The 12,502-nt window shown below is 35.4% G+C and carries 9 protein-coding genes; 3 read left to right on the top strand and 6 right to left on the bottom strand.

Features of this window, described 5'->3' with window-relative positions:
- The 3 genes from L8106_RS32935 to L8106_RS11190 all read left to right on the top strand — a co-directional run.
- Window positions 1-2,948: hypothetical protein (locus L8106_RS32935; RefSeq protein WP_009784405.1), on the top strand; the 2,948-nt coding region annotated here is incomplete at its 5' end.
- Window position 2,949: 1 nt separating this feature from the next.
- On the top strand, window positions 2,950-5,328 hold the full coding sequence (locus L8106_RS11195) for a hypothetical protein (RefSeq protein WP_009784404.1): 2,379 nt from the start codon (window positions 2,950-2,952) through the stop codon (window positions 5,326-5,328).
- 499 nt (window positions 5,329-5,827) lie between these two features.
- Entirely contained in the window at window positions 5,828-6,235 is a 408-nt protein-coding gene (locus L8106_RS11190) for a hypothetical protein (RefSeq protein WP_050779108.1), read from the top strand.
- A 255-nt stretch (window positions 6,236-6,490) separates the two neighbouring features.
- Here L8106_RS11190 and L8106_RS11185 read toward each other — a convergent pair whose 3' ends face one another.
- The 6 genes from L8106_RS11185 to L8106_RS11160 all read right to left on the bottom strand — a co-directional run bounded on the left by L8106_RS11185 (window position 6,491) and on the right by L8106_RS11160 (window position 12,444).
- Window positions 6,491-7,630, bottom strand: coding sequence for a glycosyltransferase family 4 protein (locus L8106_RS11185; RefSeq protein ID WP_009784402.1), 1,140 nt, complete (start codon window positions 7,628-7,630; stop codon window positions 6,491-6,493).
- A gap of 80 nt (window positions 7,631-7,710) precedes the next feature.
- Complete coding sequence (locus tag L8106_RS11180; RefSeq protein WP_009784401.1) at window positions 7,711-8,532, bottom strand: sulfotransferase; 822 nt, start codon at window positions 8,530-8,532, stop codon at window positions 7,711-7,713.
- A gap of 67 nt (window positions 8,533-8,599) precedes the next feature.
- Entirely contained in the window at window positions 8,600-9,412 is an 813-nt protein-coding gene (locus tag L8106_RS11175; RefSeq protein WP_009784400.1) for a sulfotransferase domain-containing protein, read from the bottom strand.
- Between the two features lie 60 nt (window positions 9,413-9,472).
- On the bottom strand, window positions 9,473-10,372 hold the full coding sequence (locus L8106_RS11170) for a sulfotransferase (RefSeq protein WP_009784399.1): 900 nt from the start codon (window positions 10,370-10,372) through the stop codon (window positions 9,473-9,475).
- Window positions 10,369-11,331 carry a glycosyltransferase family 2 protein gene (locus L8106_RS11165; RefSeq protein WP_009784398.1) on the bottom strand — a complete coding sequence of 321 codons (963 nt, stop codon included), beginning with the start codon at window positions 11,329-11,331 and terminating at the stop codon, window positions 10,369-10,371. Before L8106_RS11165 ends, L8106_RS11170 begins: the two co-directional genes overlap by 4 nt.
- 156 nt (window positions 11,332-11,487) lie before the next feature.
- On the bottom strand, window positions 11,488-12,444 hold the full coding sequence (locus L8106_RS11160) for a sulfotransferase (RefSeq protein WP_009784397.1): 957 nt from the start codon (window positions 12,442-12,444) through the stop codon (window positions 11,488-11,490).
- Window positions 12,445-12,502 lie beyond the last annotated feature (58 nt).

Below are 12,502 nucleotides of genomic sequence, written 5' to 3'. Positions count from 1 at the left end.
AGCATTTAGAAAAAGGAAAAATACTCGATCCAGAATTACAACAATACCTTAGTACATATCAAAAAATTACTTTTGAAGAAGGAAGTTCGATAAAGTTTTTACACGATTTAATATCTATCAATAAAGGAATAGAAGAATCATTAGCCGATATTGTAGCAATTTTTAATAATTATGATGAAGAGACTCCTATTGATTTCAATTTTGAAACAATATCTAGGGTGTTAGCGAAATTTGAAAATACCAGAAGTCTGTTAATCCCTCAACGACTATACAATCAGATCGGAAACGATCTAATGAATATCTTTTGCTATAACAACTTGTACATTTACAACATCGAAGCTCTACAAAATTTGTGTCTTAGCAAAGCTTCTGGAGGTCATGTTCGTATTATGGAAAAAACAGTATCGGACAAAACCTCTGTAGCTGAATTGATTTATGTCATTTTAGCTATGCGATCGCAAGTAGAAAAAACTCAAAAGATTTTGGCTAACGTTTTAGATGCTGATGATTCTCAATCTCATGCTTTAGATATTTGGTCAAAGCAAATAAGTAAAGTTCAAAAAGCCGATGAAGAAAATGCGACACAGAGCGATAGGCAAAAACATCAATATTTGGATCGTCAGTATGTATACGAAAGCAACAAACCGATTATAAATATTAAAGAAATATCTCGCTATCAGAACTCTAAAAATAATCTCATAGATTCGACATTACGAGAAGTTTCTATCGGTAGTACCGCTATTCTTACTTCTCCCGAATATAAAATGAAATCAATGCTGGTGAACAATGCCAACGTAATTTTTTCAATTTCTGCCACTGGGGGAATTTATGGTGATCTGACTACCAGTTACGATATGTCTTATATGGAAGATAAGTTGCGTCGCGAGTCTGGTCAAAGTTCTTTTCAAGCTATGAGCGAATTAGAAGTTGATCTTTGCGAAGAAATCAGAAATTATCGACAACAGCATAGACATACTACCGTGGGATTTTTCGGTAAAGATTGGGAGTCATTTCCTAACGATCAAACAAAGGAGGTAGCAGAAAGATTTGAGAGCCAGATCTTGAAAGATTTTATCCGCAGTTCACAGGAAGAACAAAACGTTAGTTATTTGGGGGATTATAAAAAACAGGAGCTATGCAAATTTACTCGCTTTTTATTTTATCTCTTTGAAGATGATGATGTTCAAGAAACAATTGCTTTTACTCAAAGTCTACGCTGGATCAAAAAATTAATAGAATATTGTCTGGCGGTCAATAGCAGTAATTTTATCTTTGAAAAATCTTCCGAACATCCCAGTATATATTATGTAAAAGTACAACACAAGAAATACTCAAGTGAAATTCGCGTCAAGCTGATTTTATACAGAGCTTCCTTCAACAAGGATTACTATGATAAAGATAGTAATAGAACTTACTTAGATGAACTTGTCGAAAAAGAAGAAGAAAAGATCTTTTTTATCTCCGCCTATCAGTCAGCATCAAAAGGATTGAATCCCATAGTAAAAAGCCAGAAGGGAATAGAAAAGGACTTCGATTCTCTAGTTTTATTGATGGATAGTTACTATACATCAATAAAATCGCCCTCTCGAAAGTCGAAAGATGACGAAGCAGATAAAAATACTACTCTTTATCATTTTGCCTTAATGAAAAGTATTGTTAATCTTAGCGAATCGAATATAGAGATTAAAGACTTTAACGAATACCTAAGTAAACCAGAGGCTGCTCAATTTCGCGCTCAACAACACCAAATTTTATTAGGTAAGACAATCGTGCAAGCGATTGGCAGATCGGAAAGGCGATACTTTGACCCGCAGGTCATTAAAATATTTATCAACGAAGAAACCAGAAAAAACTTAGTTCTTTTTTACAATTATCTACAGAAACAAGAGCCAAATGAAATTCGCAAACTATCTATTAATAACTATGAGGTTTACTCGAGAGTTTTAGTAGAAGCGCAAAAGCGAGCTATAAAAAACTATGAAGACCACATATATGATGAAATTGATGCCGATTTAGCTTTTCAAAAATTTAGAAAAACAATGTTAGAGGAGATAGAACTATTTCATGAGTGTAAGAGTAATTTTGATATCGACAAAGTATGGGATAGATTACGTGATCCTATTGTATTCAAAAATCCATCTGAATATTTAGAAAATTTGCAGAAACTAGAGCTGTTACCCAATGAGTTTATCGATTCGTTGTTTTATATTAAATCAGAGGATTTTGAATTTACTCCATATTTAGCTTCAGTAGAGGAAGAAGGGAAAAAGTTTCAAATTATTAGCGATAGCATTCATGGCGAAAGAATATATCCATATCAACAGCGACTGTATCCCGAACATCTAAAAGCGAACTCTCAAGGTTACGATTTAGAAGGGAATAAAATTAGCATCAATGTCTCTACTAACTCAATCTATCAGCTATACAATAAATTGATTCCGCAACCAGATATTTTTGATAGTTACATACCTCGTTATTGCTTTTTTTACGATATTTTGTATCCATCGCTAACCGAAAGTTTTGTAGAGCTTTGGATCAAAGACATAATTTTTCAGGGAAAAGACTGGAAAACAATAAAAGCATACTACGGTTTCGAGCAATTATTAGATTTTAAAAAATATCCTCAACTTTACGAACGCTTCGATCTTTACTATATTTGCAACAAAGTTTTATTTTGTATTGACGTAAAAGCTTGGAGTAGAGCATCAGGAAATCGCCTATCGAAACCTGCTGTTAACAAATCCAAGGAGAAGCTAAAAACTATAGCTGGATATTATCCAGATCCAGAATTCAAAGCAGTCAAAGGACTATTATTGAATCTACACGCTAGCCAAGAAAAAATTCACCAGCATTATGATACACTGTGTTCAGGTAACTTGATTTACTTCAACTTCCAGAATTGTCCCGTTGAATCTGCTATTTTGAGAAATTTTTTATTCCAGAAGTAAAATGAAAGATCATTTAATTGAAGCAAAATCCGAGGTATCGCGCACCAACCAGCTTAAAATATTACCGAATCAAGATATTGCCGAACAACTATACCAGTATCTTTTTAAAACTGGCAAAGGAATAGAGTATTTTGAGCTTCAGTATCCACCTGCAACAGATGAAGAAGATCGTAATTCTGACAATAGCACTTCCGAAGCAGAATCTTCTAATGATAACTCACGAGCTGACTTTTATCGGGAAAGACACAAATATATTAAAAATGAAGTAAAGAAAAGACTTTCTCAACATGGAGAACAAATAAAATATTCAGATATACAATACTTTCTTTCTCATAGCAACGGTAAGAACTATATATTTTTCTTGTCCCCGAACAAACAAAATTCTAGTTGGAAACGATTGTTTGAAAACAACAGAGAAAGAATTTTCAATCTAGTCTTTAAATTTTATTTTCTTTCTTTAGTATTGCCTGGTGATACAATCGAAGGCTTTGAAGAACTTTTCTTTCTTCATTTTAAACGTTTAACTAAATCGAAAAGCGGTCTTGATGTTTGGGGACAAAGTTTGTTAGTTAAATACAATTACCACGATGTATTAACTCTAAAGCTGACTAGAAAAAGGCGATTATTTTTATCTAAAGACAAAAAAGATTATAAAACTTTAGATGGTGAAGATTTAGGAGAACTAATAGTCTACAACGACAAGAATTATTATTATAGTCGTGATCGCGATGCTCGTCGCTCAAATTCTATACACTTCATGGATTTTTATAAAGATAAAGAGGACGAAAAATACGGTAAATTCAAAAAAACTCAGCTTTATCATTATCAAAACCTAATGAACAAACTTGAGGATTTTTTAAAAGAATGCGATATTAAGTTTGAAATCCTTGACTTTCAGGCTGACCATTATTTAGAAAATCCCTTTATCAAAAACATAGAAGCCGTAGAATCCTTAGAAATTATTAATAATACAGGAATTGACTTAACCGAAAGCGAGCAAAAATTTTTACAAAATTTTCTAAGAAATAAAGGAATTCCTATTCTTACCTTTTATAATTCAGGCAAGACTGTTAGTACCTATGAAAAAATAGAAAATGAGGATGAAGACGATATTTGCTGGAGAATTACCGAAGTTATTCCTTGGTCTAGTATTGAACTAAATAAGGAAAAAAACTACTTGATTTTCAATAAACTTTTAGAAGAAGAAGTCGGCTCGATGGCTTATCAAAGAGATGATGGCTTATGGTGTCCTTCAACTCAACTAGATGGTCGATCAAAAATTGATTTCTATTCTCAGTTAAAAAGTAAATACAACTATTTAGATACGGGTGAGTTTTATAGTATTCAAGGTATAAACATACCTGCGTTTAAAATAGCACAACAAGCAAAGCAAAATCCTCAAAATGAACAAGAAACAAATTTTGCTGCTTTCAACTATCCTTCAGGCATAGACAAAGACACACTTCGGCAAGATTGTTTGGCTTTTTCTAATGGGCAATATTTAGAGGTAGAAGATTATTTAGCTTGCTATCTAAGCCAGCAGGAAGATAGTGAAGCATGGGAAAATTTTTGTAATGTACATAAACTCAAAATTGCTCCTGAATTTAAGAAAATTATAATTGAAATAGGAATCAAAAACTGGATAAAACAAAGTTTCATAAACCCCGATCTTGGCTTAACCATAATTCCTCAATCATTTTCAGAACAAGAATTTTGGGTGATCTATGTAAGAAGTCCAAAAAATAAAGAAGCTAAAGCAGTAGCAGTACAGTTTCTTTACAAGAATGATCGCATCTATCTCAAAGATACAATGCGGGATATTAATGAAATTAAAAGAAAATTCAACTTTTTAAGAAAACAAAGAAATAATTCCGAAAAATTGATAAATGACCAACAGTATTTTGTAGACGAATCTGAAAAACTATACATTAGTTGTTACACTAGCGATAATTTTACGCCTACGTTGATTGGAAGACATGGAATTATAAAAGAGATTGAAAATGAAACTTTGAAAATTAATAAAAAAATCAATAAAGAAGAGAGTGCTAATTTATTACCATTAATTATGTATTATAATTTAAAGACAAAACCTATAAACAAAATCAAGAATAGGATATGCTTTGATCTACATAACCAATCATTTATTCAGTACTTTGTTCCACCTAAAAACAATATTAATGCAACAATAAAGAAAGGATTTAGAGTTTATCATTTAATTGGGAAAAAGTATTCAGGAGAATTTATCTCTACATCAGAATTAATTGAGCATCCTATAGCTGCTTTGCACTTTAGCACACTAACTCAAAATGTTCTTAAGATTAGCGATAATAGTCAATCATCTTTACTACAAAAAATAGCAAAAGTATTGATTGAAAATTAACATAGGCTAACTACCTCTTAAAAATAAGATACTGTACTTGGCGATCTAGCTATCTCTCTGTGAAGATTAAAAAATACAGACATAAGATATAGATTTTAAGCTTACTTTCTTTAGTTTTCTCACTCAAAATATTGCGATCGCGTATTAACAAATTTTTCACTATGACCATTAATAAATACTTCTATCCTCACGCCAGCAAAAACGGTAGCAATAGCAAGGCTGAGTTGTCAACTTAGAAACAGAATGCTCAATCAGCTAAAATTATAGCGGTTGTATTACTGAATGAGTGATCAGTTTTCTCTGTAATCTCACCTCTATGTGAGGTTTCATCAATGTACTTTAAATTTTTATTGATGCAATTCACCGAGAGTTAATGGAACATCTTCACCCACTAGGAGTCTAGAATAACAATAATCTAGTTTGACTGGAGGTTATTCTCTTGCATTTGCTAAAAGTTACTCTTGCTAGTGGAGTCATTTATTTGATCAGTATCTTGGGGATGGAGGCAAATGCCCAAGCGGTTCTCATTCCATCTAACGAACTAATCGCCCAACAACAAAGCCCCGCCCCTACCTATCAACCCGGTTTCTGGCAACCTGTGGCTCGAGTTAATCCTCAAGAGTCTGTGAATGTTAATATTGTTAATCAGAGTGGAATTGTGATCGAATACAGCCTAACAACAGGCCCGATGGAAACTCGAACCGTAGCGAATGGTGGCGAGACTCAGTTAGTAAATTTGGCGAAAGATTCTTATATTATTATTAATCCTCAATCGACTTCTTCACCTCTTAAATTCCAGGTGACAACTGATAATAATCTTGTCAATGTTACAATTATACCCAGTTCCGACTTCTCCGGGGAAAGTACCGTTCATATTCATCCCACCGGGGCAATCTATAAATACTGATTTTAAATTTTAATTCCAAGCTTTGATTGCTGAAAGCAGGAATCAAAACAGAACTAAAACTGTTTTTAAACTTCAGGGTTTATGGCAATCAAGATTAACCTCATTTGACGCTATCCTCTGGGGAGATTACCAAAAAATAATTGTCAACCGAAAGTGAGACATTGACATCCTCTCGCCGATAAATTGAAGATTATAGTGAGAGAAACCTAAACCTCACGATTTAGGTTTCTGCTTCTTTCCCTTACGGGTTAGAGTCTACTGAATCATATTGGTCATAATTTTGTACATAGATTCAGCCCATTTATTCCAATTCAAACGCTCATCATATTCTTTTCGAGAAGAACGTACAAGCTGTTCATATGTCTCTTTATTGGAGAAGTTAGCAGCAATTTTTTTCGCATATTCGTCACCACCTGCTGATAAAGGTAGTATATAACCGTTTTTACCTTCTTTCAGAATTGTTGGAATCCCACCTGCATCTGTTGTTATTACAGGAATACCGTAGGCATTTGCTTCACAAATTACAATGGGTGAACAGTCAGCACGAGTGGGGAAAACGAGAAAGTGAGAGTTCAGTAGTAATTGACTAAACTGTTCTTGTTCTTCGGGAATATTTTTATTTAAAAAAGGAATGATTTTCAGTTTTTCATGTTGATATTCTGATGGGGGAACACAACCAATCATAAGAAGTTCGGCATCTACTCCCAGATCTAATAAAGAAAGGAGAGTTTGATAAGCAATATTTCCTCCCTTTCTTTCCCAATCTTTACCTATAAATAATAAATGACATTTTGAGACTAGACATTTTTTCAGCGTTTCACTCGCTTCTGGAACCTTGTCTACATTAGCTCCGAAAGGTACAATTTCAATTTTGTTCGGATCGACTTCATAATCATTGATCGCAGAATGAGCAGCCCATTCTGAAGAGTAAATAACTTTAGTTGCTTTTTTGAAAGCGACGACTTCTTGTTGAGAAGCTTGTAAGAATTCTTCTTCACTGGAATAGATTTTATACGTTTGTTTAATCAGTTTAGGGGTAGCATCTGATAGATAGATGATCGGTAAATCTGTCTCTAAAAAGCCTAATTCTTTGGAAGAAACTGGAGCAAAAATTAAATCACAGGGCGTTTTGCTGAGAGTTTTTTCAACAGACTGATAAAATTGCTCATAGAGTAAATTCGGATCGGGATCTTTTTTGTTCAACAAAGAACTCGCTTTCTTAACCAGTTTTAAAGGCTTTTTCCACATCGAAGGTTTACTGGGATTCCCTAAGTTAATCAGATTAATATTCTGATGACTCAAGGCTCTGTGCATATGATAAAGTGTTCCCGAAAATGTATTTTTATCTAAATAGTTTTTCGCAGAATAGTAACCAATGTTAACTTGACGCATCATAAATTTCCTCTCCGATAAAATTCAGATTTGAGTAACTTTGATCTTGAACAATAATATACCAACCAAATGATTGGTGATGATTACCAATCAAAACGAACATTTAAAAGCTCATACAGTTTTTGGTTTTCGGGAAGAAAATAAGTTTTTAGTTTTTCTAGTACATCCTCATCCCCTATATTTTTAACATAGTTAGCCGTTGCATATTTTTGTTTTTTCAACTGCTGAATTTGCTTTAGAGAAAAGGGTTCAATCTCTAAAAAATCACAAACCCGATCTAAAACTAAACTTAAATTATCACAAAACTGTTCAAAGTTGAGAACTAAAATATGCTGAGGATCAAAATATTTGTAGTAGTTGTTTAGATGATTAACATATTTCCCTTTTTCAATGTATTGATAAGGATATTTGGGCTGAGTAGAATGGATGTTTAACTCCTGTGCGATCGCCTCAGAAAAGGTTCTAGAATCAGTGATTTCTCTTAAATACGGATCGGTATTTGTAGAATAGTTCTGAAACATTTGCCATGCTGAATAAGCCCGATGTGCTGGGTTTCTGAGTATAGCAATCATCTTAATATTTCCTAAATCCTGTTGAATTCGTAAGGGAATATATTGATGATAGAGATAACTGGGTGCAGCTTCAAAGGTGAGTTTTTTTCCCTTGCGAATTTTAGAGGGAAAATGTTTGAGATACCAGCCAAGACCCTTGTTATAGTTGTCATGGATATCAAAGTAGTAGGTTTCTCTCCATGTCCATGTAATCAAGGCTTGAGGATGTTGAGCCAGGTAATGATACAGGGAAGTTACTCCCGATCTTTGAGCGCCTATAATCAGAAAATCAGGTTTTGACTTCCAGATCGGGTAAGTGGAATAAATCACCTCCTTAACAAGTTGTTTAACCATGATAATACCTTCTCAACTGCATAACACACTTTAAATGATTAGCCGTATAGAATTGATGATTTAGCTATTACCAGGTATAGCGATATCCTAATAGGTCGTAAAGTTCTTCATTGTACGGAACAAAATACTCTTTCAACTGCTGAATTACCTGAATATCAGACTCACTTTTCTCGACTTTATACTTGCCAGCGTTGTATTTTGTCTGCTTGAATTCTTGCAGTTTTTCAGGCGAGAAACGTTCTAGATCGAGAAAGTCACAGGTACTATTCAGTAAAGTTTCTATATTTTCTTTGAACTGATTGAAGTTGAAGATCAGCAAGTTCTCTTTGTCAAAATGCTTATAGTAGTTTTGGAGTTGTTGAGTATATTTTCCTCGATTAATATAATCAAACGGATATTTCGCTGAGAGACCATTTAGCTCGTCGTCTATTGCTTGCTTAAACGTTCTTTCATCAGCGATATTGCGGAGATGATCGTGAGAATTATCTGCAAAACTATGATACATTTGCCATGCAGAATAGGCTCGATCAACCGGGTTTCTGAGGATGGCAATCATTTTAATATTCCCTAAATCCTTCTTAATTAATTCGGGAATGTAATCAAAATAGAGATAGCTGGGCGAAGCATCAAAGGTTAGTCTGTCTCCCTTTTCTCGTTTTGAGGGAAAGTTTCCTAGATACCAACCTAACCCTTTACTGTAATTTTCTGGTAAGTCAAAATAGCGAATCTCTTTCCAAGATTCATTCCCAATTACTTTGGGATGCTGAATTAAATAGTTATAGAGTGAAGTTGTTCCCGCTTTTTGTGACCCAATGATTAAAAAATCTGGACGAGATTTAATCATTGGATAAGCTACATTTTTGATCAAGTTTTTAATCATTTTATTCGCCTCATTTTGAATAATAATGTAACAGTTTTTGACCTGAAAAAATCTCGACAGTTAAGCGGATTTTGACAGAGATTGGTTGGGTACTGATACCCAATTTTTTTCGGTTTCTTTAACCACTGTTTTAAAGTTTTTGCAATTCAAATCTAATCCTAACCAAGATCCGAGTATTGCTAAGTCTTGATCAAAGATAGCCTCGAGTTTCTTGATGTTTTCAGGTTCTAACTTAGGTTTTTGCTTCATTGTCCAGGCATCTTTCACCCTCTCCCGAAAACTTTTAGGAATAAACCACCGTCGCAGTTCTCGTAAACCGGGAGTTTCTGTTAATAAGTCGCGCCAAGCACTTTTACGCAATCGTTGGGTAGAAACATTCTTCGCATCGAGTTCAAAATCCCATTGGGGTTGACCCGAATAACCGATAAACTCACAGACTCTTTCTAATTCTTCTTGAGGGGATGTCAACATCCTTTCAAAGAAAACGGGAAGGACACGATCTGAGCCAAAGGTTTCAAAATATGGCTCTAATTGCATCGTATAACGGCTATAATCAATCAGTTCTTGATGTTGATCAACTGCTGAGTTAATATCAACTGAAATGACTCGCATTGTCCATTCATGGATATACTGCGAAGTCAACCGATCAATCGGATGTCGCATCACATAAATAAATTTTGCATTCGGACAATGTTGGTTTAAACGTTTAATGGTTTGAGGATAGGTGGGTAACTTAGTATAGTGGGTACTAGACTCGCCACAAAGGTCATTTTCCGAGGCATTTTTAAACAGAGAAAGATACCATTCGATTCCCTTGGCATATACTTCATCATTACTAAAAAAATAGGGTTCTTTTGGCTCACTCATAAAGATACCCGGTTGCAAAGCCAGTTGCTTATGCAAGGTGCTAGTGGCACATTTCATACCACCAATAATCATAAAATCTGGATATTTGCTCATTGTTGTTTTTCAGGTAATAAGGGAGGTTTCATCGGATTTTGCCAATTCATCCAAATATCTTGAGCTTGGTACTCGCAGGTATGAGGGAGTTTCTGTTTCACTAATTCGCGAACCAGGGAAATACTCCGACCAACTAACCAACAAAAGTTAGCCAGACCTAAACCCAAAACGCCGTAGAATTTGGCAAAATACCGCGATCTCGATGCGTACAAATAGGGTCGGGGTCGTTTCCGAGCGGCAACATCTGATTTGACAGAACCACTGCCACCTCGGAGATGAACAACTCTAGCTTCTGGCCAGTGAAGAATTTTCCAACCAGCATTTATCGCTTGACGACAATAGTCTACGTCGTCATAATACATAAAATATCCTTCATCCATTAAACCGACCTGATCTATAACTTCCCTGCGAACTAATACACAAGCAAAACTTGTCCACTGAGGCTCAAAGGGAACGTTAGAGACGGGAATCGGAACATCGTATTTTTTCAAAAGTTGAGTGATTGGTGCAGTTGCAGCCGATGCAATGAGTTCACTCCAAGGAGAATGGTAACGAAAACAACTGATTTGAGGTTTGGCATCAGGCCACTCCAGACGAGGACTAATTAACCCTGCTTCTGGATAGGCTTGCATTGCCTTTAATAGTAAATCAATCGTACCCTTCCTGACAATTGTATCACTATTTAAAAGCAGATAAGCATCAGCTTTAACTGACTTAATTCCAAAGTTATTTCCCGCAGAGAACCCCCCATTGGTTGGAGAAGGTAAAACTTTTGCCCAGTTGCTCCAGTGGTTTTCCGCGATAGCTGCCTCAATAATTTCTACAGAGTGATCACCAGAGGCATTATCGACGACGATCACTGTGTCTCGATCAATTTTAACTTCAGACTCTAGAGAAGCTAAACAATCAATAACCAGCTTCGGTGTTCGGTAATTGAGAATAATAATCGCCAGAGACATTAGCTTTATCAATTACAAAATTTACAAGCTTCAGCGTTTCAGAGAATGGCTTGAACTTTGAGGTATAGCTAGAGTTGTCTAGACTCATTGCTCACTATCTCAGTAAAATCAAGAACGACAATCATAGAAAAGTTGAGAAATTGAGAATCGTATTCCCTACTTCAGCCGGCTTTGATAAACCGCATTAATTTGAAGTAGGACTTTCTTTTGCCACTGCTTGTCGCCAAACTTGCGGGCAACGAAGTATTCGATAACTAAAGGCCATCCCAAGCGTTCCACGCGGCCTTGTAGTCTTCCCCACCAATTTTGTATTTTCAGTCTTTTCTCCAGGATTGGAGTGACTTCAATGGTCGGAAATCCACTCAGTTCATAGCCTCGTTCGACTAATAAATTGCCGATTTTTTTCTCAACTAACTGCACATCTCGTTCAGGCATTTTACGTTTCCATTGGGCAATGTATTTCGGGTCGGGAAACTCGTATTTACTATTCTTAGTATAACCGAACATTTCCTGATCATAAGGAACCCCGAGAAATTCACAAACCCTTGTCAAAGTTAAAACAGGTTCGGCAATAAGTTCTTCATAACTAAGTTCACATCGTCTACTTTCGGGAACAATTTTTTTGACATGATTCCATAACTGTTCAGCTTCACGCCAACGTTCTACACCAAACCAGACATTACCAGCCCAACCCATACCCAGACAGGACCGAGCGACATCTCTAGGATCTCGAATAATATGAATGAAACGAGCATCAGGCCAGATATGCAATACTCGATCAAAGTGACGGTGAACTGTAGCACCGATGATTTTCTTTGCCTCTGTATCCCGTTTCTGAACAAGAAAGCTATTAACAAGTTCAGGATAACTTAGGCTACGATCAATTTCAAAACCCGTGGCTCGAAAGACTCGATGAGTCTCTAACCACTCATAATATCGATTTAAATCTGGGAATTGTTTCTGATCAGATAATAAATCGGTAGCATATTCAAACTCATTGCACCAAGCTATTTTGGGATGATGTCCTAACATCAATCTTAAAACCGTTGTACCTGATCGTTCAGCTCCTACAAGAAAGGTCGGTTCAGAAATCCAACGAGAGTTGTCCTGCATTAGTCTATTACCTCTAGAATAGGAAGTCTTCCGAGAAAAAATAACTCCAAATATAGTG

It is taken from the genome of Lyngbya sp. PCC 8106 (genome assembly GCF_000169095.1).
In the GTDB taxonomy this organism is placed as follows: Bacteria; Cyanobacteriota; Cyanobacteriia; order Cyanobacteriales; family Microcoleaceae; genus Capilliphycus.
Note: the sequence above shows the minus strand (reverse complement) of the source record. Positions and strands in the feature narration are given on the sequence as shown.

Coding starts and splice junctions, on each gene's coding strand:
- L8106_RS11175 (WP_009784400.1), bottom strand. CDS start 9,412: ATGATTAAAAACTTGATCAAAAATGTAGCTTATCCAATGATTAAATCT.
- L8106_RS11180 (WP_009784401.1), bottom strand. CDS start 8,532: ATGGTTAAACAACTTGTTAAGGAGGTGATTTATTCCACTTACCCGATC.
- L8106_RS11195 (WP_009784404.1), top strand. CDS start 2,950: ATGAAAGATCATTTAATTGAAGCAAAATCCGAGGTATCGCGCACCAAC.
- L8106_RS11160 (WP_009784397.1), bottom strand. CDS start 12,444: ATGCAGGACAACTCTCGTTGGATTTCTGAACCGACCTTTCTTGTAGGA.
- L8106_RS11185 (WP_009784402.1), bottom strand. CDS start 7,630: ATGATGCGTCAAGTTAACATTGGTTACTATTCTGCGAAAAACTATTTA.
- L8106_RS11190 (WP_050779108.1), top strand. CDS start 5,828: ATGGAGGCAAATGCCCAAGCGGTTCTCATTCCATCTAACGAACTAATC.
- L8106_RS11170 (WP_009784399.1), bottom strand. CDS start 10,372: ATGAGCAAATATCCAGATTTTATGATTATTGGTGGTATGAAATGTGCC.
- L8106_RS11165 (WP_009784398.1), bottom strand. CDS start 11,331: ATGTCTCTGGCGATTATTATTCTCAATTACCGAACACCGAAGCTGGTT.